This is a genomic window from Rhizobium acaciae (assembly GCF_025941625.1).
GTDB lineage: Bacteria > Pseudomonadota > Alphaproteobacteria > Rhizobiales > Rhizobiaceae > Rhizobium > Rhizobium acaciae.
The window spans coordinates 20,266-45,304 of sequence record NZ_JAPCZO010000005.1 but is presented as its reverse complement, the minus strand read 5'-3'; the positions used below and the strand labels follow the sequence as shown (position 1 = coordinate 45,304).

The following is a 25,039-nucleotide window of genomic DNA, read 5'->3' as shown; positions in this document are numbered from 1 at the left end:
CGGTATTGTGCCGCGACAGGGCATTGCCGCCGCGACAGGGCATTGCCGGCGTCGGAATGCTGATCGCGTTGGTCGAAGACGATGATCGCGATCTCATCCCGCCGCTTGCGCGGTCCGCGCTTCTTTCACTGATGGGGCAGTTGCGGGCGGTGCACGAGAAGGTCAGCGAGATGAAACGCCAAATTCACGTGTAGCATCGCTCGAACGAACTGAGCCGTCGCCTCGAGACGGTCCCTGGAATTGGATGCCAGCGCAATCGCCGCGACAGTGACACACGCGTCGCTCTTCAAATCCGGCCGACAATTGGCGGCGTGGATAAGACTGATACCACAGCAGAACTCATCGGATGGCAAAGACCGGCTCGGAAGGATCAGCAAACAAGGCGATCCTTAACTCCGCCGATTTCTCGTCGTCGGGGCGCATGCGGTGCTTCGCTTCAGCCGCAGGGCTAAAGTTGCACCGACGCGTTGGGCCGCCGAGCTTCTGGCGACGAAGCCGTACAACGTCGCTGTTGTTTTGGCGAACAAGGTGGCGCGGATCGTCTTGGCGGTGCTCTCTGACAGCTTGAAGCTGAACCGGGTCATCTCGATTGACAAGCCGGGGAAGATCGCTGTTGTGAATTGTCGGTGCTTATTGGGCCGCCTTGGTCTTCGGTTCTTTGTCACCCTGCCAGAGCGGGAGCCCGACTTCTTCCGAGACCTGCGCATCGGCTGTGTAGATGGGATAACCTTGCCTGAGCAGCCTTATCAGGATTTCCCGGTCGAAACGGGTATGTTTGCGAGTTAGATTGGCGCTGTTGTACATGTGGCCGTTCGATTGAGGATTTATGCCGGTTATGATGACCGCGCCGGCGCCGTTGTATAATGCAAACAACACTGCGATCATTCCGTTCGAGCACTTGGTTTCGGCGTCGAGTTCAAGGTTCACCAGCCCGCTGGCTTTGTGCATCAACGCTATGCGTTGATAGCGGCCCACGAGATGGAGATCCCGGTAAGAATAGTTGAACGAGTTCAGATTGTTTTTCACGCGCGACTGGCGTTTCTGACCCCGCCGCCAGGTGAGAACATAGAGAGCGCCGGTGCGGTGCCCGGTGAGAACGCGCCTTGTTTCCACGGCTGCCGTATTGCCGCCTTGGAGTTCGTTGAAGCCCATCAGAGTGATGTCAGGCTCATCGATGCCCCAGGCGCGGACGGCTATTTGCGAGGCGTTCACCGAAATGATGCGATATGTCTCATCGAAGCCGACGGGCTTGTGGGAAACGGGTGCCGATCCGACGACCACGACAGGACCGGCAAGTGGTACACTGGTTTTCGGAGGCTTTGGCCTAGTCACGGTATATCTAATGCGCCGGTAGATGATTTTATGCATCTGCGCGAGCAAATTTGGCATTCGAAGTATCACTCCAGCTCATTCGTAGCCTGAAATCTCAAAACAAGGGGTGAAACTGCCCAAGAATCTGAGATGCTTTTGTACCAAAGGGTCATCAGATTGCAAGGCTGGGGCCGATGCAACCATACTGCATGTCCACGCAGCTCGAATTTTAGGCTTCGAGGACCACAAAGTTGTGGCTTGTTTAGGTGCGCGCCTGCAGCCCGGACGACACGATGGACGGCTTGGCTCTTATGGCTGCCGCGATTGTCCAGGATGACAATATCTCCCTTGGCGTGCGTGGGGACGAGGATCCTCTCGAAATAGAGGGTAAAGGGCTCACCGTAGGAGCATCGATGAACCACGGGGCATAGATGCGGCCGCAGCGTGAGGCGGCAATGAAGGTCAGGATTTTCCAATGCTCGGGCGAGACCGCCGCACATAGGCGTCGGCCCCGTGCCCCACCCGGGCGCCATGTTCGTCTTGATCCAGGCCTCATCGAGAAAGACCAGCCGCCGCGCTTCGATCCGCTGTTGATGGGTCTTCAACGCAACAGTTTCCTGGCGATGTCCACCCAAGTCTGCTCGGCCGCTAGAACTGCTTTGAAGTTCAGATCCTCCGCCCGGAGAACACCCAAACGGCGCGTCGCTCGGTCTTGATGCAGCGTTCGGCCACTTCCGCCACAGGCCCCGCGTCGTGAACGTCCGGATCGGCAGCGTTGGCGCAGCCAGTCGGCCCGTTCGCCCGACGAGATCCGCTGCTTGCCCCCGCCGACGCAACCCGGCGAGGCAGCAGTTTGGCGCTGAGCCCGGTGAAGGAGCCCATGCCGTGCGCGAACTTCAACCAGACGGGGTTGTCCGCCGACAGGTTTGCCAGCCCGGCCGAACCGCCGTTTCGCACGGTGCGGCGACGAACTCGATACCAGAGCCCATATAGGCCGGCGAATTGCGATCGAGGTAAATTCTGGTCGACGGTGTCATTCGGTACTGTCCGCCCTCCTTGGTCAGGAAGCCATGGACCACAAGGTAATCGCAGAGAATGCGCACCCCACGCTCCGAGGCGCTTGTTGCCGACGCCAGCACTGCTGCCGGTTTGCCCTCGCCGATATGAGTAAAGAGATCAAGCTCGATGGCCGCCTTGATCGCTGCCGTCTTTCGGCATGCAAACAGCGCATCGACCACAAGTTCGGGCGACACGGCGCCAGCATGGGCGACCTCGATGATCGTTTCCATGGAATCCCCCCAGAGTATCGACCGATCTTGCCTGGCAGTGCTAGCCGCGGAAATTATGCGTATATTCGCCCTTCAATACTGATCGCGCTAACCCTATCGGGTTCCCCCGCCGCAATGGCAGAGCTGTCCTGCGGCCGCCGGCCGCCACGCAATGATGTTTGAACTGACAGGAACAGGAACGAATGAAGCGAATGTTAACCGGCTGGAGCAGTTGTGGCGCATCGCCGCCTGCTACGCCAAGGCGGACAGGGCCTTGGCCACATTCTTCGCCCGGCTGACATGCCGTTTGCGCCATTCACAGGATAGCCTGGACACAACGATGCAACGAAGGTTGGCGAGCCTCCATGCTGCGAAGATCGATACGGAATTTGCAAATGCCGAATTTCACCAGCCTGGCATCAGACCGCTGGATCGGCACCATTTTCGAATTCCAGGAACCAGGCATAAGTGGCTCTGATGCCATCCTCGAGCGAGATGCTCGGTTGCCAGCCCATGTCCTGCAGCTTCTTGTTGGTCATCAGCTTTCGCGGCGTGCCGTCCGGCTTGGAAAGATCATGGACGATCTCACCCTCGTAACCGACGACGCGGCAGACCAGACGCGTCAACTCGATAATTTCGAGATCCGTGCCCGAGCCGACATTGACGTGCTGCGAGCCCGAATAGGTCTTGAGCAGAAAAACCAGGGCGTCGGCGCAGTCGTCGACGTGAAGAAACTCGCGGCGCGGGGTTCCTGTGCCCCATACGACCATTTGCGGTTCCTTGCGCAGTTTCGCAGCATGCGCCTTGCGGATGAGCGCGGGCAGCACATGGCTGGAATTCAGGTCGAAATTATCGCCGGGACCGTAGAGGTTGGTCGGCATGGCCGAAATGTAGTCCCGGCCATATTGCTTGCGATAGGATTCCGCGAGCTTGATTCCGGCGATCTTGGCAATCGCGTACCATTCGTTGGTCGGCTCAAGCGGACCGGTCAAGAGAGCCTCTTCGGGAATCGGCTGTGGAGCGAGCTTCGGATAGATGCAGCTCGAGCCCAGGAAGAGAAGCCGGTCCACTCCCGCGCGGTGGCCGGCTTCGAAGATGTTGGCTTCTATAATCAGATTGTCATAGATGAATTCTGCGGGATAGCTGTCATTCGCGAGGATGCCGCCAACCTTGGCAGCTGCGAGAACGATCGCGTCAGGCCGGGTTGCTTCAACAAAGTTCTCGACCTCGTCCTGGCGCTTCAAGTCGACCTCGGCGCGCGTGGCCGTGACGACATTGCAATCTTCGGATTGAAGCCTGCGCGCCAGAGCACTGCCGACCATACCACGATGACCGGCAACCCAGATCTTCTTGTTGGATAAGTCGAACACTCAGACCTCTTTCCGGCTGCCTTGAGCCTTCCAGTGCTTGATATCCTCGCGCACCATCTCAGCGGCGAGTTCGCGAACCGGCGTCTTGTGGTGCCAGCCCAGATTCTGACCTGCTTTGGTCGGATCGCCAAGCAGAAGATCGACTTCCGTCGGGCGGAAATACCGGGGATCGATTTCCACAAGGCACCTACCGGACGCCGCATCATAACCGTTTTCGTCGACGCCGGACCCCTTCCATTCCAAGGTGATGCCGACGTCGGCAAAGGCCCACTCGACAAACTGGCGGACACGCGTCGTCTTGCCGGTTGCCAATACATAGTCATCGGGCTTGTCCTGCTGCAGCATCAGCCACATGCCCTCGACATATTCGCGCGCATGGCCCCAATCACGCTGGGCGTCAAGGTTCCCCAGGTAAAGCTTGTCTTGAAGGCCGAGGCTGATGGCAGCCACCGCCATCGTGATCTTGCGCGTGACGAAAGTCTCGCCGCGAAGCGGGCTTTCATGATTGAACAGAATGCCGTTGGACGCGTGCATGCCATAAGCCTCGCGATAATTCACGACGATCCAGTAGGCATAGAGCTTGGCTACGGCATAGGGAGAACGCGGGTAAAAGGGCGTCTTCTCGTTCTGCGGCACTTCCTGCACAAGACCGTAGAGTTCCGAGGTCGATGCCTGGTAGAACCGGGTCTTTGCCTCGAGCCCCAGGATACGGATCGCTTCGAGCAACCTCAACGTCCCGACGCCATCGGCATCCGCCGTATATTCAGGCGTTTCGAAGCTGACACCCACATGGCTTTGTGCGGCAAGATTGTAGATTTCATCGGGCTGCGTCTGTTGAACGATACGCAACAGATTGGTGGAATCGATCATATCTCCATAATGGAGAATGAAGCGCGGATGCGTTTCGTGCGGATCCTGATAGATATGCTCGATGCGGCCGGTATTGAAAGACGAGGATCGGCGCTTGATCCCGTGCACCTTATAGCCCTTGCTCAAAAGCAATTCGGCCAAGTAGGCACCATCCTGACCAGTCACCCCGGTGATTAGCGCAGTTTTTGTCATCTTTCACGTCGCCTTTCGATGCAATCTTCGGGAGGTGTTTGTGGAAACGGCCGAACTGCCGCACCCCCGATGTGGCCCGAACCGGGCAGCGAAATGAACATTGTGGATCCTTTGGTTGACCTAGGACTGGCACAAAAGGCTAGAGCGTTCCATTTGTAGATGTCCAGTGGGAAAATATGATTCTGGTGACGGGGGCGCCGGCTTTATCGGTGCGAATTTCCAACTCGACTGGCTGTGCGCCATGATGAACCAGTCATCGTCGGACAGACGGCCGTTTGCCCCAAGGCCCTCGCGAAGGCGCACGACGCGGGAAAAGGCGACGACGACGCGGAACTGACCGGAACGGGTCGGATGGGCAATGAGGAGACGGCAATTGTTGGTGCCGAGATCAAGAGCGGCGTAGAGCTCCTCCGGCCACACATGCTCGCTGGCCTGGCGATCCCCCTGATGACCGGGATGGGCATGGCTTTCCACCCCTCCGGTTGGCGCTCACGCCATTCGGTGTTTCACGCAGCTCGGCACCGAGCGCCGTCTCTTCCGCGCGGCGTTCCTGTTGCGAGACACCTGCTGGTTTTGCCGATGTCAGCGGCCGGCCCTGCAGACCGCGCTTGCCGCGATGCTTGCGGCGGTTGCGGAGGCTCGGCGCCGAATCGCCATCGGACCGCGCGGAATGATCCGCCGCTCCGGCCTGTTCCAACACATGAGGTTGCAGTGAACCGTCCTGCACAGCACCATGGCCGCCACGGCGGCGACGCTTGCGCTTGCGAGCCGGATTGCCGGCTGCATCTTCCATCGGGCGCGCAGGCTGTCCGGCACCGCCGGAAGGTCATGGGAGGCGGGATGGGCGCGTTGCGGGATTGGCCGCCCACGTTTGCCCCTGCGGCGCCTGGACATTTTGCCGTCCTTGCGCCTTGCCGTCGACGCCCCGTCAAATTGCGGCTTTGCGCCGCCTTCGGGGTCTTCCACGTTCTTTTTCCACCGCGCCGCGCAAGTCTTGAGATATTCAGCAGGCACTCATTCGATTTTTGCGTTGTGGCAAGAATATCAGCGCCGGCAAATCACCGGATGAGACGAGTTTGAACGTCGCGATCGAGCCATACCGCTGGCCGAGAAGTGTCTTGACGCTAAGTATGATTTTCTATCCAACATGAGGTGTTTGGGATGCCAACACGGACGCGTATGGAAATCGGTTTTGTTGCGGTCGCGGGTATAGCTGGCTTTGTCGTCGGAAGCGGGCAAGGCAGTTTGGTTGACGGGCTCGTCACGGCCGTAGCAGCCATGGCTATGGTATTCATATTTGTCACCCTCACCTGAAGCCCATCCCACCCTCAGCATGAAGCGACTTTAGTGGCGTTCCACAATATCCCGAGGACGCTGTTGGGGAATGCCGCTGGATGATCCAATCGGTGGTATAACGTTCGACTGTGGCCGTGCCCTCGCAAAATCGTTCCGCAGCATTGACGGCTTGGCCTTCATGCACATCTGTGCGATCGACATCTCGGCGACCAGCCTGAAGCTTCTGCGGCGCGATTCGCGCCAAAACTGCACATCGTCAACGCGCTTTTAAGGGCTGAGCACGGGGCGGTGCCGTTCAGGATGCCGAAGCTCTCTCGCTGGGACGCTTCCTCGATTGGGATTGATCGCGACTTTCATAATTCTCGCCGGAACGCCTCATCTATTGGCATCTCACGCCGCTCGTCGGTCTTAAACAAACTGATCCTAAGATGCTTTGCGGACAGCTCTCGAGCTTGTTTTTGGTTTTGTTACAACAAAATATTGCAGCGAACTGCATTGACAGGAAAACTAGATGCGAAATTTTCGAAAGGTTTGCGTATGGACGCGCAGCCGCACCCAGAATTCGCCTGACGCAGATGTAGGGGATGTCATCGCTACCGCTCACTCACGTTATGCACCACACGGAATTAGTATCACTGCACCGGCGCGACTTACGCGCGCTCGGGCGTCAGATCAGGAAAGAGTGTGGAAGCGTAATGGGCACCAGTGCAACAAGTGAAGCGATTTTGCCGTCTTCTAGCAGACCCGTACGCCGGAGCGAGGATCCCGATATGCATTGTAAGAGCATTGAGACTTATTTTTGTGGAGTGCGACAACCAAGATAATTTCGCTACGAAAGATGCCCCCGCCGATGAAATCTACCACCTGCCCGAACGTAAGCAGCGCGCGCTTGCCCGCGTTGTCGATATCCTGCATGAGGAATTTCAGGATGCACTCAAGGACAGCGCAGCGGAGTTCAAGAAAATGGGGCGGATCCTCAAGGTCATCTTGTTTGGATCACATGCTCGCGGTGACTGGGTTGACGAGCCGCACACGCTCGAGGGCTATCGTTCTGATTATGATCTGCTGGTAATCGTCGACAACAGGAAGCTGTCTGACTTCGCCACGTATTGGTATAAGGCGACGGACCGCTCTCCACGATCCCGGCATCAAAACACCGGTTAGCCTCATTGTTCACTCGCGGCTCGAGGTCAACACGGCGCTTCACGAGGGGCAATACTTCTTCTCAGACATCCGCCGCGAGGGGATCGATCTTTATGAGCTCGATGATGAACCGCTGCCCGAACCGGAGCTCCGCTCTAAGGCCGAGGAGTACCTAATCGCCAAGGAGCATTTTGAAGAGAGATTTCCATTCTCAACTGACTTGTTGGACGGATTCACGTTATACGTTGAAAAGCGGCGCTACAAACACGCAGCCTTTTTTCCTCCATCAAGTTATTGAGCATGCTTACTCGGCTGCACTTTTGACGTTACCAATTATAGCCCCGCCTCCCATAACCTGACTTTCCTGCGTAAGTTGGCGGAGGGCCGTGATCGTCGCCTAGTGGATGCCTGTCGCAGGTATGAACTGTCACCCTTCTCTCGGGAAGGACACCGAGGACGAATTCATAGCCGACGACAGCTCCGTAGTTGATTTACGGTGAGCAAGCGACAACGCCTGCTTGCTTGGGCTGGCAGCTTCATGGGCTCTCAAGTCGGACTGTATCGACGTCGCAAACCCTTGCTTGGCCGAGAGCTCGTCGTTACAAGATCTACGATTAAATGATGTTGAAGAGAACGTGAATTATGCTGACAGGTCAATCGATCCTCATCACCGGCGGCACTGGGTCATTCGGCCATGCATTTCTTCCAATGACACTTGAACGTTATAACCCGCGCCGCATCATCGTGTATTCACGTGATGAAATGAAGCAGTGGGAAATGGCCAAGAAATACAATGGCGACAAGCGCGTACGCTTCTTTATTGGTGATGTGAGAGACCGAGAGCGGCTGTACAGGGCGCTCGACGGGGTTGACTACGTCGTTCATGCAGCGGCAACGAAGATAGTGCCGACAGCGGAATACAACCCCTTCGAGTGCATCAAGACCAACATCAACGGCGCCATGAACGTCATCGACGCCTGCATAGACCGCGGAATAAAGCGCGTCGTGGCACTCTCGACTGATAAAGCCAGCAGCCCGATCAACTTATACGGAGCAACCAAACTCGCTTCCGACAAGCTTTTTGTCGCGGGCAACTCATATTCGGGCGGACATCGCACACGCTTTGCCGTAGTTCGCTATGGAAACGTCATGGGATCGCGCGGCTCGGTCATTCCGTTTTTCCTCTCCATCAAAGACAAAGGTGTGCTGCCCATCACCGACTCGCGCATGACGCGGTTCATGATCACGCTTGAACAGGGTGTGGAACTGGTCTGGCACGCTTTCGACGACATGGAAGGCGGCGAGATCTACGTCAAAAAAATCCCTTCCATGAAAATGGTGGATCTAGCCGCCGCCGTTGCACCGGAGGCTCAGATCGAAATTGTCGGTATCCGCCCAGGCGAGAAAGTCCATGAACAGATGATTGGTGAAGAAGACGCCTTCTACACCTACGAATATAGCGACCATTTCAAGATACTGCCGGCAATTAATAATTGGGGCACCAGCGCGGAGCGCATAAAGGACGGGGTGAAAGTCGCGGATGGCTTCAGCTATACGAGCGACAACAATAAGGAATGGCTGAGCGCTGTCGCTCTCCAGACCTGGATCGAGCAAAATCGTCTCAAGATCGGAATGATATGAGTTCCTCCATTCCCTATGGCAGACAGGATATCAACGATGCGGATATCGACGCAGTCGTTGCCGTTCTGAAATCTGACTTTCTGACGCAAGGCCCTGTCGTGCCTCGTTTCGAGCAGGCGGTCGCATCCTATTGCGGTGCATCTCATGCCGTTGCGGTGAACAGCGCGACCTCGGCGCTCCACATTGCCTGTCTCGCTCTCGGACTTGGTCCCGGTGACGTGCTTTGGACAAGCCCGATCACGTTCGTAGCATCCGCCAATTGCGCTCTATACTGTGGCGCTGATGTCGACTTCGTCGATATCGACAAGGACAGCTACAATCTTTCGCCGGCAGCGCTCGAGCAAAAATTGTTGGAAGCAGAGCGATCGAGACGCCTGCCGAAGGTGGTCGTCGCAGTCCATCTGACCGGGCAGCCCTGTGACCTTGCGGCGATCCATGCTTTGGCACTTCGTTATGGCTTTGCCGTTATCGAGGACGCATCGCACGCGATTGGAGGTCGCTATCTCAACGAGCCCATCGGCAACTGCCGCTATAGCGACATCGCGATTTTCAGCTTTCATCCTGTAAAAATCATCACCTCGGCAGAGGGCGGAATGGCCGTTACCAACGACCCCGAACTCGCCCATAAGATGCGCCTGCTTCGTAGCCACGGCATCACGCGCGAACCCGACAGGATGACGCAACAGCCGGACGGGCCATGGTACTATCAGCAGATAGATCTCGGCTATAACTACCGCATGACCGAGTTGCAGGGCGCGCTGGGATTAAGCCAGATGGATCGTCTGGACAGCTACGTCTCCAAGCGCCATCAATTGGCGAGACGTTATAACGACGCGTTCAGCGACTTGCCTGTGATCACGCCCTGGCAGCATCCTGACGGATACTCCGCACTGCATCTTTACGTCATTCGTGTCAAATCGGGGGAGATCGGGAAGAGTCGCAGGGAAATTTACGATGCGATGCTGAAGCAAGGTATCAATGTGAACCTCCATTATATCCCGGTGCATCTGCAGCCGTATTATCAACGTATGGGCTTTCAACGTAACACCTACACGGAAGCCGAATCTTATTACTCAGAGGCCATAACCCTTCCGATGTACCCAACGATGACTGATGCGCAGCAGGACCAGGTCATCGCGGCGTTGCGGGAAGCCGTTACCGTATAAGGCTGTCGATCATTCTGACCGAGGACGGCGGATATCACCTGGCAGGCGGCGCGCCTGTCATCTCAGACGCCACCTTCACTGCCCCCAAACCATCAATTCCTATCGCAGAGACGCGATCCACCATTGCCTCAAGGCCATCGCCAACGAGAGCCGATAGTGCTTTCGGCAAGCTTTCGGCAAGGGATTCGGGACCATTCGGGTCCAGCGCGATAACAGCCTTTTGCGATGAAAGGGCGTTAGCGCTTTGCCTTTGATTATCCGCCAGTATGACCGTGAGGCTGGGCAAGCCGAGACAGCAGCGCTCCCACGCGCTGCCACCGGCGGCGCCTATCGCGAGATCGCTATCTGCCATCAGCCGCGCCATATCTGTCACGTCAACACGCACACTTGCTGGCCAGGGCATCGTCCGCGCCAAATTGCGCACACCGCTCAGCCACTGTGATTGAGAACTCATAACGACGGTAATCTGGCACGCTGGAGATAGCGGAGATCTCTTCAACGTCTCCAGAATGTCCGATGTCACGTTGTTCCTGTCCACTCCGCCCATGGTGATAAGAAGGTGCTGGAGTAGCGCCTTTCTCCGGCGAGCCAGACTATAGTCTCGCAGCTCAGCAAATTCCGGACGCAGCAACGCATAGCGCGGACCCAACAGAAGTCTGCAATTGGCAGGTACTTTGCCGGCGTACTTCTGCTCACCGGTTCCGAGGTTTTGGTCCAGCAACAAGTCGCAATCGTGTACACGATCGCCCAGATCATCGATCACCATCAGGCGATCGCAGAACGGGCGAAGCCTTTTTTCCCACCGGAAATCGATTGCGTAATGGTCGACGACGATCCAGGACCATTGCCCGCTTCTGCTCAGCAGCAGGCATTGATCCGCATCGGTTTCCTGAGCAACGCCCAGCCAGTTGGCATGAGACAAGACAGGCTCGTCATCGGCAACACTTTCAGGGCCGCTATCCAACCTGACCAGGATATGCCCGGCATCCTCGATCAGCCTTCCAAGGTTTTCGAGCATGAACCTCGTGGCGAAAACGCAGCGGTAGCCATTGGCCTTCAGAGTGTTCGCTAAGGTCAGGCACCGCATCACGTGGCCTGCTCCGATGTCAGCGGATGCGTCAGCACGAAAGAGAATTTTCTGCGTCATTTCACAGATGAAATCCCGATCTTGCGCGCCTGGACCTTCCATCATCGATTACCCTATTTTTCAGCGACTGAGCTCCAGTAACTCCAATCCCAGGAACATCCGGCCCTGCACTCGGTTTCAAGCGTGATCTCGTGAACATCAGCCGGTACGGCGAAACTCTCTATCTGCTCGCCGCGATCCGCCTGTACAGCGGCTGGATCGAGACATCTTTGCACGAGGGTCTGCTTTCCATTTCTGGCAAAGAAACATACACCATCGGTGTGACCGCCATCTTGCCAGCCGCCAGGCTGTATGCCGAACGAGAGCGATATGTTTGATGAGGGTGTCACCGGTAGACGCAGTACAGTCGGCGCATGGGCCAGCAATCCCTCGGGCACCCGAGAAACAGTCGCCCCATTCAGAGCGTTCATGCGTAAAAGGGGGAGAATTTTTTTATCGCGCCGCAGGGAGTTTTCTACGATCGGTCCGCCGGAAGCCTTTCTGAGGACATCCTTGTCGAGCTCCGTAAAAGTCACCGTAATCGCCGATTGATAGAAAAGACCATTCCGGATCCCGGACTTGATATTGACCGACTGCGCGCGCCTGAGATCCGGGTAATCCGAGTGCCCGGAAGAAACCATTAGGTATGCAACAGGGTCGACAACCAGCGGTGAAACAAGAAAGCCTTTGCCTGCCATCCCGGGTATCAGCCGGTAGAAACCGGTTGATCCATCGGAGTAATTGACGGATATCTGCGACATAGGTGGTCGGTAGATAAGGTCTGCCAGGCGCCCAAGAAGGGTTGGCCGCATGTCTACTGCGATCATGATCGGGTTGTCTGTTTTCGGCAGCTGAACGTCCTGGCCAAGTTCCGTCTGAACCTCGATGTCCTGCTTTTTCACGCCCGATACCGCGGTCGGACGCTTCCGCAATATGATCTGACGATCGGTTTCGATAAAGGGCTCATATCTGGCAAAAAATAGTGGCCACAGCGCTCCCTCGGCGGAAGCTGGATGCCGTCCGTCGATCGAGCCTGGGGCCATTATCAGGTATTCTGGTGCTTCAGGGCCATCATAAAAGGCTCGAACGCGCTCAATCAGTTCTGGTGTGTAGGAGGTATATTCCTGCACAGTCGGACGAGGACGGTAGTCGAGGCCATTCCCTATGACATCCGATTGCTCTGACTGGATGATATCAACGGAACCGTTCAACGCCGGCAGCGGCGTTTTTTGGCGTATGGCAGCCAGAGAGGCGGCATTCTCGTCTTTAAGCCTATCAAGCCAAACGGTTGGCTGGAAGAGAAACTCGCGTCCTCGGGCCAGGCCTTCGGATATCTGTTGCGGCAGTGTCGGAGTATTTTCAAAAGGCAACGTCTTATAGGCGAAATAAACGGCGGCATAGCTCGGTATAATGCAGACGCAGGCCATCGGGATCAGCAGCTTTTTCCACTGCGTCCCGGCGTAAGGTGATGAAAATCCGACCACTGTAATCACCATCGCCAACGCGCTCCAGGAGATAAGCGTATGGAGATCATGACGAACAAGCCCAGCCTTGAAGGCAACGAAAAGAAAGCCGGCAATGACGAGAGGTCGGGCGATGAGGATGTCGTGAGGCATGCTGCCAGCCCGCGATACGGCATCACGAAGAAGGACCACGATGAACACCACCGCAATTGCGAGCCAGATCACAAGATCCGCCACGTAGACGGACAAGCTCATTGCGCTGGAATAACCCCCGGAAACCTGCACGCTCGCGATCAGGAACGCAGGCAACTGCGCCAAAGGCTGGCCGGAGACAAACAGGCCCGTGTAAAGCCCGGCCACCATCGCCAGAAAATGCAGCGGAACTCGTCCGCGACGCACCGCCACGACATCAAGCAGCAGCATGGCCAGTATGGACACCGGGAACGTGGAAAATTTAGCGAGCGCGAGTACGCCCGATAGATACCCGCATGCAATCGTTACAGGCAGCCCTCGTTTCGAGTCATTCTCGAACCCGTACAGAGCGCCCAGAAGCGGCACGAGCAGCAGGAGAGTGTCCTTGTAAAGCATACAGATAGACAGCAGGACCCAACCTGAAATCAGCCCGAGGACGTTGCCGGATGTGGAAAAAAGCAACCCTAGCGAAAGAGCCACGAAGGCGACGACGCCAAGGGATATAAACGCCACGGCGAAGGCGGTAGTGGGTTCGAACTGCTGGGTATAGACGCTGGATAGAGGGCCACCGGTAAATACGAGATCTGTGCCGAACAACAGGTGATGTTCGACACCGTAAGCCAGAGCCGCCTGCCACGAAGGGTCGAGGCCTGCCTGCACCGGATGGAAGGCGAGCGGCTGAAACTTGAGATAAAGACTGACGAACAGCAGCAGAAAACCGACTGCAGCCATCCACAATCTCTTTCCCGGTCCAGACGTCTTCAACATCACCGATCGTTCCCAAACGTAAAGTATTTATGGAGAAAGTAACTTGTTGCTATCGGGCTCAGAACGCCGATCACGTGAGCGACTGTTTCCGCATGGAAATCAAACCCGACAAGCGGAACTACGAAGTGGACAAGTCCGACGCTCACAAGCCAGACCTGTGCAAATGCCACGAAATTGACAAGGCCGAACCGAATATATTCATGGCCGACATGCCGCCCCGACTTCTCGAACACGAATATCTTCATCAGCACATAGGCTGTCGACATGCCGATCAGGTAGGCCAGCACGATGGCCGGCGTGTAGTCCATAATCGTCGACAGCGCGATCCGTGAAAGAATGTTGGCTGCCGCCGCGATCCCGCCTGATACTGCAAATCGGACGAACGGCATCGAGAAAAGGCTGACGACCCCGTCCCTTATCAAGTCAATGCCTCCGCCATATTCCGGCCGTAGCGGACACTTTCAGCAATGCCGCGATCCTCGGGATAGTAATAGCAGGTGTCAGCAATCTGCAGTCCGGCGATCGGTGTCTGGATCGGCGGCAGCTTGTCGAGGAAGTTTGGTTCGCAGACAGGCTGCGCGTGTTTCAGCCGCCCGACCTTGGCCTCTATGAGGTCGTCCCGGGTGATCGCCGGATTAACCTTGCGCAGATAGCCGAAGGCCTCCTCAACGAACTGGCTATCGCTCCATTGCCACTTCTCCTGGCTGGTCGGCATATAGTAGGGGATATAGACGATCGTGTCCTCGACCGGCCGCAAGTTGGAAAACTCGATCAGTCCCGGAATCTCGATGGTTTCATCGACGATATTGATCCAGAAGTTTCGGCTGACGGACTTCTTCAACTTGAACAGCAGGCAGACGACGCCGATGTTTCGGATGGCGTCGTATTTCGCTTTCGACTCTTCCGGCAGAGACGGGACAAGCGTGGAGATATAAGGCGTTGGCACAGTCGAAATGACGGCGTCCGCGGGGAAGAATTTTCCCGCTGCCGTCACTCCCGTCGCCCTGCCTGCCTCGGTCTCGATACGCTCCACGGGCATCCCGAGATGCAGACGGCCGCCTTGCGTCGTGTAGGCGGAAACAAGGGCGTCCACCAGCGCCTGGCTACCGCCCTCGATGTAACCCAGTTCCTCCTGAAAGATGGATCGCCGCGAATTGCCAATGCGCCGGACACGCGTGGCAATCCAGGATGCGGATACGTCGTTTGCGAGCTCATAGAACTTCAGTTCCATGAGGCGCTTCCAGAGCGTGTTGTATACTTCACGCCCCGAACCGCTTTCCAGCCACTGTCGGGCGGTCTTGCTTTCGATAGAAGCGAAGCTCTTCGCCTTCGTGGTCAGGAACATCTGCAGACCGGTGCGAATCTTGGCAATGAGGCTGAGATGCGGGAATTTCAACAGACTGATCGGATCACCCCAGGAATGGATCTTTCCTTTCATGTAGTAGCCCATCGATGTCGGCCGCCAGCGCATGCGATCGCCGATGCCGAGTTCCTTCATCAAGGCAAACGTCGGTTCATCCGATTTGCATACGAAGTGGTAGAACCGCTCGATCGACACGCCGCCGAAATCGAAATGCGCCGCCATCCCACCCGCGACGGTATCCGCCTCGATGAGATCAACGTCGTGACCTAAACTCACAGCTCTGTGCGCTGCCGCCAGTCCCATGGCGCCAGCGCCAATAACCACAACCCGGCTCATCTCACGTCTCCTAAAACTCCAATACAATGCTGCTGTAAACCGGATCCAGGTAGCTTTGGCGGATCGCTTCGCGCAGCGGCGTCGGTGAAACATCGAACAATCCCGGCCAATCGATGACCGGAAACGTCTCAGGGATGACGAGAGCCTCAAGCTGGCTGCTCGTAAAGGGCGGCTTGCTGCTGAACTTGCCGTAAACAAACAGCAACAGCCAGAACAGCCGGTAGGGCACATTGATGATGCGTGCTCTCGGCTTCACGGTGTCATGAATCATTCGAATCACGTCACCGTAGTAGATCTGCTCCAGCCCGGATATGTCGAAGCTCCCGACCGGCTTGTTGCGCAGCGACGAGATGATGATAGCCGCGAAATCGCCAACATACAGCGGTTGGCGGATGAACTTTCCGTCGCCGGGGATAGGAAAGACGGGCACGCGGTCCATGAAGCGGCGAAGCCAGCCCAGATGCTTCCGGTCAAACCACCCGAACATCAATGTCGGCCGCAACACAACGTGCGGGATATCGGTTACAGTATCGATAAAGCGCTCCTGCGCAGTCTTGGAGCTTGTATAAAAGTCCTCAGCCTTGGAATGCACGACGGATGAAGAGATGTGCACGAAATACGGGACGCCGTGCTTGCGCATAGCTGCGACGATCTGCTCGGTGGCCAAGATGTTGTTGTCGATAAACTCCTGCTCGTCGAGACCGCCGATCTGCGCCTGGTTCAACAGAACGGCAGTTGCGTCGGCAAAAGCGTCCTTCCATGGACCATCCACTGCAAGATCGGCTTCGATCACCTCGATTTCGGGATGAAGCCGGCGAAGCAAGGCGGTATTGCTCGGATGTTTGTCGATGCCGACGATCTGCAGATCGGGCTCGCTCTTCAATCGCGCAATGACGTTCTGACCGACCAGACCCGCGGCGCCGGTAATGACTATCTTCGACATCAGATTTCCATCCGGTTGAAAATGGCGCTCGGCAGGTTCCGAATTATCAACATGATGTAGCGCCAGAAGCCTGGAGCATACGCCACCGGGCCGCCTCGATACGCACGCGCATGAACGATTGCAGCGACCTGCTCCGGCTTGGCCCAGAGCGCACCCTTGCGGTTCATGCCCTCGGTCATCGGTGTCATCGTCGGACCGGGTTTGATGAGCACAGCCCGCGGCCCCTTATCGGCAAAACGATGCGCTATGCCGACAACGATCGCCTCCAGACCGGCCTTCGACGCTCCATAGATGAAGTTGGCTCGGCGGCCCCTGTCGCCTGCAACCGAACCGATGACGGCGAGCGTGCCGCGGCCCTGTTTCTCGAGAACGTTGGCCGTCGCAAGGCACCACGCGGCAGCCGAGTTGAAATTGACCCGCAGGATAGTTTCCGCGTCAGCCAAATCGCGCTCGGCCTCGCCCTGATTGCCGAGAATACCATAGGCCAGGAGAACGTGATCAACGCCGCCAAGCTGCCTGACGAATGCGTTCAACCGTTTCTCAACATCAGCTGGGTCACCGAGATCGCTGATGGCGACTTCGGCGGTCTCCGCGCCACGCATCTTCAGATCCGCTGCAGCTTGCGCCAGACGATTTTCGTCCCGCCCGACCAGCAGTAGGCTCGCGCCTTCTGCTGCATAAAGCCTCGCCGCCGCAGAGGCGATAGCCGAGGTGGCCCCTAAAATGATAACCCGCAATGGAGCCCCCTTACTCTTGCGACACACGCTTCCAGAAATGCGAACTGAACCCGCTGTCTACGTATTTAGCGAAGTCCTGCCAAGCCGGATAACCGGCCTTGAACATTCTTGCCGGCATACGGCCATCCTTGGCAGGGTAAAGCCGACCGCCCCCCTCCAGCACGATATCATCGAGCCGAGCCATCAGCCTCAAGGTCGTCTCGCCGTGATTTGGAAAATCCAGGGCCAGTGTCGTGCCCGGTCGCGGGAAAGACAGCATTCCCGGCGAGGAAATCGCGCCGAATGTCTTGAGAACGGCTAGAAACGACCCCTGCCCGCTGGCGGAGATCGTCTTTAGCATTTCTTTCGTGGCGTCTTTCTCGACGGCGGGCGGTACCACCGACTGGAACTGATACATTCCCTTGCTGCCATACATCCGGTTCCAACGCCCGATGGAATCGAGCGGATAGAAGAACTGATATATCGGTATGTTCTGCCTCCCGGCCTTTCGCCTGCCGTTCCAGAAATACAGCGAATTGAAAGCGCCGATCGAATAACGGTTCATGCAGAGGCTGGGAAGGCTGAGCGGCATGGTGAACTTGGTGTTCCCGCGGCCTGGCAAGCGAGAGCCGGTCTTTGCGTGGTTGCCGCGCGTGAAAACTCCGCGGCCCAGGGATGCGCCTTTTGCGAGGCAATCGATCCAGGAGACCGTATAGTCGAACGCGTTGTCGCTCTCGGCTGCCAGAGAGAAGAACATGTCAAGATTGTCAAAGGGAATGTTTTCGGCGTCCATGACCGCGCTCTCGATCGGCAGGACTTCCAGTTCAACCCAAGTTATTGCACCGGTCAGCCCCAGGCCGCCGATCGTCGCAGAAAACAGCTCGGGAGCGCTTTCAGGCGTTAGCTCAAGTTCCTCGCCGTTGGAGCGCATCAACCCGATCCTGCGGACCCAGCGTCCGATGGTGCCGTGGACATGATGGTTCTTGCCGTGAACGTCGTTTGCGACGGCGCCGCCCATCGTCACGAAACGCGTGCCGGGTGTCACAGGTAGAAAGAACCCCTGGCGGACAATAACCCCGAGCAAGGCATCGAACGACAAGCCTGCTTCCACCCGCACAAGGCGGCGCAGGGGATCAAAGTCAATGATCCGATCGAGACCGGCCATATCAATCAATCCGCCTTCGGGATTGAGGCCACTGTCACCATAGGAGCGGCGCAGGCCCGTGGCCAAAAGCGCTCGCCCTTCCTGGCGGCCGGACAGCACGATGCGGGCAAGCTGGTCTCGCCAGGCTGGAAAAGCTGCATGGTGTTCCGCCTGCAGCACATTACCCCACGAACGGACGTCGGCCGGCTCGAATCTGGTCATAGTGCGACCAGGAATAAGATCGCGACCACGATGCCGAGACCCGCGCTGATACGGTCGCGAATGGCAAAGCTGACCGGGTCGTCGTTCATCTTCCCCCGGTGAGCCAGAAGCCAGATTCGGCCAAGCCAAATTGACAGCATGATAGGAATTCCACCCAGGAACTCCGGAGAGGAATAGGCTTTGCCAGGCAACATTTCCTGCAAGACGAAGATCATCAGGACGACGAGTGACGCCAGGGCGGTGCCGATGCCGAGCGAAAGCGTCAAAGGCGCGTCCTCGATTTCGTAACCGCGACTCTTGAGACTCAGGGAGCCGCTGGTTGCTGCCCGAACAATTTCCGTATGACGCTTTGCCACGGCCAGCGAAAAGAACAGGAACACGGCGAAGGTCAGCAGCCACGCCGGCTTCGAACTCTCGAGCAATACCGTCCCCATGATGAGGCGTGTCGTGAAAAGTATGCCAATAATAAGGGTGTCAAGCAGAGGAACCCGCTTCAAGCCTAGCGAATACGCTCCCGTTATCACCAGATACGCAAGGAGGGCGAGCGTGAATTGCGGGGACAGCAAGGTCGCGAAAAAGAAACCTCCTACCAGCAGCCCACCCGCAAGCATGAAACCGGCCCGGATAGACAGCTTGCCACTGGCCAAGGCCCTGTAGCGTTTCGACCAATGCTGACGATCCGTATTGAGGTCGGCGATGTCGTTGAGCAAATAGGTGGCAGAGGTGACCGCCAGGAGACAGGCGAATGCTGAGACGGTTTGCAGAATGAGTAAGACGTTGGTCCATTCATGGGCGAGAATCAGTGGAACAAAAAGCAGAACGTTCTTAGTCCAATGATGAACGCGGATGGCCTTCAAGAATTCTCTGAACTTCAGGGACGGCGAATGAAATTCGGCGATCACCGGCAGGTTGCGCCGCTTGAGCTCCCGCGACACACTTTGACTGACGCCGGCGGGCACGACGCCCTTTGACGCCTGCCAGACAGGCAGGTCCGCCGCATGGTCACCGACATAGATGAAGCCGTCGGGAAAGCGACCTTCGAGATACAGCGCCTTGGCCTTGCCTTTCAGATTTGAGCTTGAAGAGCCGACGGCCGACGCGAATATGCCGACTCTTTTCGCGACCGCGTCTACCACGGATTGATTCGCGGCCGAGCAAAGATGGAGTTCATGTCCCTCTTCTGCCTTGCTGCGCAACCATTCAACGAGATCCTCCCGAAGCGGCAATACCTCGTGGGTCAAGTCGACTTCTTTCGCGAGCGCAGCCTTCAGTGCATGGCGGCCCTTCACAAGCTGTCTCAGCGCGTGGAACAGAACCAGCGGTTTACGGAAAAGCGCAACTGCAGCGGACTCATGCAAGGTGTCCGACAGGATCAGCGTACCATCCAGATCCACAATGATAGGCAATTTCGATTCTGGGTTCAGACAACCGTCAAACAACTGATTTGAAGTCTCCATGACCACCTAAGTCTACTTTTCTGCCGACCATTCGCTATACGGAATCCCAAGATCCAATATCAATAATGATTCTGGCCTAGGACCTGTCAGGGGGTCCAATAACACACCAATCGGGTTGTGGCGATCTGCAGCGCCCAACCGAAGCGGACTGTTCGGCGACATGGAACCGCATGTTTCGTCGCTAAAGCCGGTAGAGCTAAAAGGGTGTCTGGTGGCGTTTCTATGAGGCGATGTCGCACGACAGTGATTTCGAATAGCTGATTGTCGACAGCACCATAATTCGCGCCCACCAGCACGCTTTCGACGAAAAAAGGGACTGAAGACCAGGCCCTTGACCGTTCTCGCGGCGGCCTGACCACCAAAATCCATATGGCCGCACGTGGTCTTGGATGTCCTGTTCGTCTCGTACTGGCCGCCGGCCAGATCATCGAGTAACTCGCTGGCTGCACCTATCCGAGCGATTTCGTGTAGGCCGCAAGCACATCGTCGATAGGGCCACGCATCCGCATGCGACCGTGCTCCATCCAGAGGCCCTCCTTACACCATGCCCGTAACAGATCGTTTGAGTGAGACGCCATCACCAGAATTCCAGCGTTGGAAATGAAAGTGCGCATCCGTTCCTGCGCCTGGGCAAGAAATGCCGCGTCGCCTGCGCCGATACCCTCATCGATAAGCAGTATCTCCGGCTTGATCGATGTCGAGATCGCGAAGGCAAGCCTTGTCGACATGCCGGCGCTGTAAGTGCGAAGCGGCATATCGAGAAATTCGCCCAGCCCCGTCAAAGCACCGATCTCTTCAGCGCGGGCCTCGATCTCCTTGCGGCTGTATCCGAGATACATTCCCCGCAGAATGATGTTTTCCCAGCCACTTGCCTCGACATCCATACCGAAGCCGATGTCGAACATTGATGCGACTTCGCCGTCGATCTCCGCTGTTCCGACCGACGGTTCGTAAATGCCGGCCATCACCCGCAGGATTGTCGATTTTCCTGCGCCGTTGTGGCCGAGCAGGCCAAGGCGCGTGCCATGTTCGATATCCAAAGTCAGACCTTCGATCGCCCGAATCACGACCGAACCGGTGCCTTCACGGGGCCTTATCTGTCCGCCTGTGGCTGAAGCGAGAATACTGTTCTTCAAAGAACGATGGCTGGCGCCGTAGATCGGAATGTCGACCACGACATCCTTCAGAGAAATTTTAGCCAAGGATTAGCTCCAATAGACCACGCGTGCGCGGTAACGGGCGAAAAAGACCGTAGCGATCGCCCCAAGGGCAATCGTAATGCCGATACTCGCCGTCCAGTTGAGTGCGGTACCCGTTTTTCCGAGCAAGGGATCCCGGATGATTTCGATAAAATGATAGAAGGGATTTGCAGTCAGGATCCATGCGCGGCTTGGCATCTGGTCGGCACTCCAGATGATTGGGGTCATGAAGAAAACGATTTGCATAACGCTCCCAATGATCATCGGCACGTCACGAAACCGCGCGCATAACGGACCGAGTATCATCGAAATAAAAAACCCACTTAGGACAACAAGAAAGAGCGCCGGAAAGAACAGAAGAGCATTCCAGCCCGGATTCATCAGGAATACAACAGCGATAATTATATATATTAGAAAGTTATGCGCAAAAACCAGAAGCTGACTCCAGATGAACTGGAAGATAAACATGCTGAGGGGCATCCTGATCTGCCGCATGGCCCCACCGGCAACGCTGAATATCCTGCATGCCCCGATGATAATTCCGTTGATCAGGCCCCAGACGATGAAACCTATCGCAAGCCTGGGCAGGTAATTGGCGACATCGATCTTCAATATCTGAGAATAGAGCACACCGAGACCAAGAACCATCATTCCCATGGAAAGTGTCAGCCACAACGGACCGATGATGGAGCGGCTGTATTGCGACTTTATCTCTCGCCAGCCCAGGTAGAGCCATAGTTCACGCTGGTCGAACCCGCCAAGGATATCATCCAGCGCACGCATGGTATTGCTTTTAGCTCGCGTCGCCATCGTGCTCTTCTCGATCATGCTGTTCCATCGTTGTCTCCTGGCGCATGCGCCGTGACCGCTCGATGGCAATAATAAACTTCGATCTTTTGTCCATCTGGATGTCAGGACGCCAAGGTGGGATCAATATCGTTTCGCGGAGGCCATGCAAGCGAAAAATCTTCGTATTCCAGCGTCAGATTGGGGTTGTAGGCCGGATCCGCCATCAACACTTTCTCCCAGCGCCGGAGCATGAAAAGCACCTCGGATTGGAAGCGCTCTTTCTTTTCGGCAGTATCTTCTACCCCTCGCGTAGCCGACTCGTGATGGCGTAGTTCAGCAAAGGGCGTCCAGACATTCCGGAAGCCCGCCTCTTGGAGCTTCAGGCAGAAATCGACGTCATTGAACGCGACCTTGAGATTTTCCGCGTCCAGGCCGCCTACCAGTTCGTAAGTGGATTTTTTGACGACAAGACATGCCGCCGTTACAGCGCTGAGCGTTTGCGTTAGCTCGCCGCGCGAGAAATAGCCATGTTCGCCGCGCCTCAACATCTTGTGGGCGTGACCGGCCACCCCGCCGATACCGAGAATGATGCCGCCATGTTGCAGTCGGCCATCCGGATACCACAGCCGCGCGCCGACCGCGCCGACCTTCGGCTGCATGGCGATCGCCACCATTTCGCTGAGCCAATCCGGAGAGACGACCTCGATATCGTTATTGATGAGGCCCACATATTCGCCATCTACAAGACTGACAGCCTTGTTGTTGATTGCGGAATAATTGAAAGCCTGTCCATCGCGAACGACTTTCACCCGCTCGTGCGACCGAATTTCGTCGAAATAGCGCAGCGTCGCATGGTCGTCCGAATTGTTATCGACGATCAGGATCTCAAAATTGGGATAGGTGGTTTTCTCGAGTATGGAGTTGACACACTGACGCAGAAGCCGCAATCCGTTTCGCGTTGGAATGATCAGGCTTACCTTCGGCGGATTGGGCGGCAGATCGTACCGCGCCCTGTACATTCCAGTCGGCAATATTTCGATGTGACCAGCCAGCCCCGTGCGCTGCAGATGTTCGTTCAGGGCGGCTTGCCCGGCGATGGCGGCGTAATTTTTGTTGCCGCCGCTTTGCGCCGTGCTGCCGGAATGGCTTCGCCAGTGGTACAGAACCCGCGGGATATGGCAGATCTGCCCCGGCAGCAGGCCCTCAGAGAAGCGCAGCACCAGATCGTAATCCTGCGCGCCTTCAAAGCCCTTCCGAAAGCCGCCGATGGCCCGCACATGATCCATCCGGTACGCGCCAAGATGGCAAACCATGTTGTGCGAACGCAACAGATCTGGGTTCCAGTCCGGCTTGAAGTAAGGATCATATCGCCGGCCGTTTTCGATCTTGTCCTCGTCGGAATAGATCAACGCAACGTTTGGCTCACGGCTGATGGCACGACCGACATAATACAGCGCATCTTCCGTAAGCAGATCGTCCTGATCGAGAAGAACCATCCAGCTGCCGGATGCGAGTTCCAAGGCGGAATTGGAGGCCTCAGATATATGCCCGTTCGTAGCGCGATAAACCACCTTTATCCGCGGATCGGCAGCGGCGAATTCTTCAAGAAGGGGGCGTACATGCTCGGACGTCGACTGATCGTCCGCAATGCACAACTCCCAGGAGGGATAGATCTGCGCCTGCACGGACGCAATCGCTTCCTTCAGCCAATCGACCTCCGGATTGTAGACCGGCATGACGACCGAAATCAGCGGCGGCTTTTCCCACGACGCAATTTCGGACCGCAATTTTTCGCGTCCCACCTCATCGAGCCCGGAATATCGCTTAAGCCAGCTCTCATAGTCGTTCCCGGAAAGCGGGTTGCCTCCATGACGCAATGCCTTGGCGCGCGCCCATGCTGTTTTGCCGCCTGCCAATCCATCCCGCCTCAGGATGTTCAGCGATCTCTGTGCAAGGCGCGCATAGCCGCCGTGTCTCTTGGCCAACATCTGCATCATGCTGGCAAGCTGCGGAATACGCGCACCCGCGCGGTTCGCCAACCGGAGCGGAGCCGTCAATTTCCAGCTCGTCGAAGACAGCATCATGTCCATCGCCTGGCGATGTTGTTCGAAGGAATTGGCGATACGGTCGCGATCGGCCGTCAGCAGCTTTGCCTGCTTCCCAATGACTCCCAGCTGCTCACGAGCCACGTCTATCTGGTGATCAAGAGAATTGACGAGGCCCAGCCTCGAGTAGAGCATGCGGTTGACGGTTTGTTCTTCCGGCGTAAGAGCGCAGAGAGCCTTCAGCGCCTCCGGCGCGTTCTTGCCCACGACGAGGACGCCCAGACCATTGCCGTGATGAAACTCGAAGTTCGGATGCGCGGCCGAAATCTCCGCCCAAAACTTCCAGACACCGAAGTCGCCGGTCTCTACTCGCGTATCATGAAACAGTACCACCGCTCTGTCGGATAGCGCGCTTTCCCAACTTTGAAAGTCTTCCAGCACATCCTCATAGCGATGGCGCCCATCGATATGCAGAAGATCGACCGATCCATCGGCGAACTGAGGCCTCGCATCGGCAAAAGTCGATCGCACCATAGTGCCGATATCTGCATATTCCTTGAGCAATTCGGCTCGGAGTGAATCGTGCACTTCAGACTCGTAGAGACCGGCATGCTCGTCCCCTTGCCACGTATCTATGGCGTAGATCTTTGTGCCGATCCTACCCGCCTTGGCTGCCTGGCAGAATGAAAGAAAGGAAAAGCCGTTGTGTGTCCCGAGTTCGACCACAGTGCGAGGCCGCAGCTCCTGCATCACCCAGAAAGCGAAAGGCGCATGTTCGAGCCAAGCCGATTTTCTGACGTGCTGAGAAGGTTCGAGCGAATTTTTGGATAGAAGCATCTAGCTCTCTCTCGGCATTTGGAAGACTGCGTTATTAAGTTTGGGTTCTATCGATAATTGGTGTGTTGGAAATAGGGTATTTGACAAAAGGTCTTCCCACAGGATTTTACCACCGGAATTATCCAGTCTCGGCCTCGTGCGCGGGCCAACTTCTGGTGGATCGGGTTGATAATGATCCGCTT

The 25,039-nt window shown here is 56.7% G+C and carries 16 protein-coding genes and 5 pseudogenes; 5 read left to right on the top strand and 16 right to left on the bottom strand.

Features of this window, described 5'->3' with window-relative positions; genetic code table 11:
• Positions 1-32: 32 nt before the first annotated feature.
• A pseudogene (locus OLZ32_RS09465) lies at positions 33-558 on the top strand (transposase); the annotation flags it as partial.
• 72 nt (positions 559-630) lie between these two features.
• On the opposite strand, the gene OLZ32_RS09460 reads toward OLZ32_RS09465, so the two are convergent.
• The 5 genes and pseudogenes from OLZ32_RS09460 to OLZ32_RS09440 form a co-directional block, all read right to left on the bottom strand.
• A complete protein-coding gene (locus OLZ32_RS09460; RefSeq protein WP_264420717.1) occupies positions 631-1,389 on the bottom strand; it encodes a membrane-anchored protein in 759 nt (252 codons plus the stop codon).
• Positions 1,390-2,133: 744 nt separating this feature from the next.
• A pseudogene (locus tag OLZ32_RS09455) lies at positions 2,134-2,600 on the bottom strand (methyltransferase family protein); the annotation flags it as partial.
• Positions 2,601-2,998: 398 nt separating this feature from the next.
• Entirely contained in the window at positions 2,999-3,949 is a 951-nt protein-coding gene (gene fcl, locus OLZ32_RS09450; protein WP_264420716.1) for a GDP-L-fucose synthase, read from the bottom strand.
• Positions 3,950-5,011, bottom strand: a complete 1,062-nt coding sequence (gmd, locus tag OLZ32_RS09445) for a GDP-mannose 4,6-dehydratase (RefSeq protein WP_264420715.1) — start codon at positions 5,009-5,011, stop codon at positions 3,950-3,952.
• A 255-nt stretch (positions 5,012-5,266) separates the two neighbouring features.
• Positions 5,267-5,977 (bottom strand): annotated as a pseudogene (locus OLZ32_RS09440) (Ppx/GppA phosphatase family protein); the annotation flags it as partial.
• Positions 5,978-7,162: 1,185 nt separating this feature from the next.
• On the opposite strand from OLZ32_RS09440, the pseudogene OLZ32_RS09435 reads away from it, so the two are divergent.
• The 3 genes and pseudogenes from OLZ32_RS09435 to pseC all read left to right on the top strand — a co-directional run.
• A pseudogene (locus tag OLZ32_RS09435) lies at positions 7,163-7,868 on the top strand (nucleotidyltransferase domain-containing protein); the annotation flags it as partial.
• 224 nt (positions 7,869-8,092) lie between these two features.
• The gene (gene pseB / locus OLZ32_RS09430; RefSeq protein ID WP_264420714.1) at positions 8,093-9,091 is read left to right on the top strand and encodes a UDP-N-acetylglucosamine 4,6-dehydratase (inverting); all 999 of its coding nucleotides are present in this window, start codon (positions 8,093-8,095) and stop codon (positions 9,089-9,091) included.
• On the top strand, positions 9,088-10,257 hold the full coding sequence (pseC, locus tag OLZ32_RS09425) for a UDP-4-amino-4,6-dideoxy-N-acetyl-beta-L-altrosamine transaminase (protein WP_264420713.1): 1,170 nt from the start codon (positions 9,088-9,090) through the stop codon (positions 10,255-10,257). The genes pseB and pseC overlap by 4 nt, the downstream gene beginning before the upstream one ends.
• Before the next feature lie 34 nt (positions 10,258-10,291).
• Here pseC and pseG read toward each other — a convergent pair whose 3' ends face one another.
• Genes pseG through OLZ32_RS09385 form a run of 8 tightly spaced genes read right to left on the bottom strand, consistent with a single transcriptional unit; the run spans position 10,292 to position 19,987 of the window.
• Positions 10,292-11,449: a UDP-2,4-diacetamido-2,4,6-trideoxy-beta-L-altropyranose hydrolase gene (gene pseG / locus OLZ32_RS09420; RefSeq protein ID WP_264420712.1), complete on the bottom strand. Its 1,158-nt coding sequence runs from the start codon at positions 11,447-11,449 to the stop codon at positions 10,292-10,294.
• Between the two features lie 8 nt (positions 11,450-11,457).
• Positions 11,458-13,770 carry a hypothetical protein gene (locus tag OLZ32_RS09415; protein ID WP_264420711.1) on the bottom strand — a complete coding sequence of 771 codons (2,313 nt, stop codon included), beginning with the start codon at positions 13,768-13,770 and terminating at the stop codon, positions 11,458-11,460.
• 35 nt (positions 13,771-13,805) lie between these two features.
• Complete coding sequence (locus tag OLZ32_RS09410; protein ID WP_264420710.1) at positions 13,806-14,228, bottom strand: GtrA family protein; 423 nt, start codon at positions 14,226-14,228, stop codon at positions 13,806-13,808.
• Positions 14,225-15,505, bottom strand: coding sequence for an NAD(P)/FAD-dependent oxidoreductase (locus OLZ32_RS09405; protein WP_264420709.1), 1,281 nt, complete (start codon positions 15,503-15,505; stop codon positions 14,225-14,227). Before OLZ32_RS09405 ends, OLZ32_RS09410 begins: the two co-directional genes overlap by 4 nt.
• A gap of 10 nt (positions 15,506-15,515) precedes the next feature.
• Positions 15,516-16,448 (bottom strand): NAD-dependent epimerase/dehydratase family protein, encoded by a 933-nt coding sequence (locus tag OLZ32_RS09400; protein ID WP_264420707.1) that lies wholly within the window; start codon positions 16,446-16,448, stop codon positions 15,516-15,518.
• Positions 16,448-17,185 carry an SDR family NAD(P)-dependent oxidoreductase gene (locus tag OLZ32_RS09395; RefSeq protein ID WP_264420705.1) on the bottom strand — a complete coding sequence of 246 codons (738 nt, stop codon included), beginning with the start codon at positions 17,183-17,185 and terminating at the stop codon, positions 16,448-16,450. Before OLZ32_RS09395 ends, OLZ32_RS09400 begins: the two co-directional genes overlap by 1 nt.
• Before the next feature lie 10 nt (positions 17,186-17,195).
• Positions 17,196-18,488 carry an FAD-binding oxidoreductase gene (locus tag OLZ32_RS09390; protein ID WP_264420703.1) on the bottom strand — a complete coding sequence of 431 codons (1,293 nt, stop codon included), beginning with the start codon at positions 18,486-18,488 and terminating at the stop codon, positions 17,196-17,198.
• 38 nt (positions 18,489-18,526) lie between these two features.
• A complete protein-coding gene (locus OLZ32_RS09385) occupies positions 18,527-19,987 on the bottom strand; it encodes a UbiA family prenyltransferase (protein WP_264420701.1) in 1,461 nt (486 codons plus the stop codon).
• A gap of 200 nt (positions 19,988-20,187) precedes the next feature.
• Here OLZ32_RS09385 and OLZ32_RS09380 point away from each other — a divergent pair.
• Positions 20,188-20,410: pseudogene (locus tag OLZ32_RS09380) on the top strand (IS5/IS1182 family transposase); the annotation flags it as partial.
• A gap of 26 nt (positions 20,411-20,436) precedes the next feature.
• On the opposite strand, the gene OLZ32_RS09375 reads toward OLZ32_RS09380, so the two are convergent.
• From OLZ32_RS09375 to OLZ32_RS09365, 3 genes are all read right to left on the bottom strand, one after another.
• Positions 20,437-21,189 (bottom strand): ABC transporter ATP-binding protein, encoded by a 753-nt coding sequence (locus tag OLZ32_RS09375; protein WP_264420698.1) that lies wholly within the window; start codon positions 21,187-21,189, stop codon positions 20,437-20,439.
• Positions 21,190-21,192: 3 nt separating this feature from the next.
• The gene (locus tag OLZ32_RS09370; RefSeq protein WP_264420696.1) at positions 21,193-22,014 is read right to left on the bottom strand and encodes an ABC transporter permease; all 822 of its coding nucleotides are present in this window, start codon (positions 22,012-22,014) and stop codon (positions 21,193-21,195) included.
• Between the two features lie 83 nt (positions 22,015-22,097).
• Positions 22,098-24,857, bottom strand: a complete 2,760-nt coding sequence (locus OLZ32_RS09365; RefSeq protein WP_264420694.1) for a glycosyltransferase family 2 protein — start codon at positions 24,855-24,857, stop codon at positions 22,098-22,100.
• Positions 24,858-25,039 lie beyond the last annotated feature (182 nt).

Coding starts and splice junctions, on each gene's coding strand:
- OLZ32_RS09405 (WP_264420709.1), bottom strand. CDS start 15,505: ATGAGCCGGGTTGTGGTTATTGGCGCTGGCGCCATGGGACTGGCGGCA.
- pseG (WP_264420712.1), bottom strand. CDS start 11,449: ATGATGGAAGGTCCAGGCGCGCAAGATCGGGATTTCATCTGTGAAATG.
- OLZ32_RS09415 (WP_264420711.1), bottom strand. CDS start 13,770: ATGGCTGCAGTCGGTTTTCTGCTGCTGTTCGTCAGTCTTTATCTCAAG.
- OLZ32_RS09460 (WP_264420717.1), bottom strand. CDS start 1,389: ATGCCAAATTTGCTCGCGCAGATGCATAAAATCATCTACCGGCGCATT.
- pseB (WP_264420714.1), top strand. CDS start 8,093: ATGCTGACAGGTCAATCGATCCTCATCACCGGCGGCACTGGGTCATTC.
- OLZ32_RS09400 (WP_264420707.1), bottom strand. CDS start 16,448: ATGTCGAAGATAGTCATTACCGGCGCCGCGGGTCTGGTCGGTCAGAAC.
- pseC (WP_264420713.1), top strand. CDS start 9,088: ATGAGTTCCTCCATTCCCTATGGCAGACAGGATATCAACGATGCGGAT.
- OLZ32_RS09365 (WP_264420694.1), bottom strand. CDS start 24,857: ATGCTTCTATCCAAAAATTCGCTCGAACCTTCTCAGCACGTCAGAAAA.
- OLZ32_RS09370 (WP_264420696.1), bottom strand. CDS start 22,014: ATGATCGAGAAGAGCACGATGGCGACGCGAGCTAAAAGCAATACCATG.
- OLZ32_RS09385 (WP_264420701.1), bottom strand. CDS start 19,987: ATGGAGACTTCAAATCAGTTGTTTGACGGTTGTCTGAACCCAGAATCG.
- gmd (WP_264420715.1), bottom strand. CDS start 5,011: ATGACAAAAACTGCGCTAATCACCGGGGTGACTGGTCAGGATGGTGCC.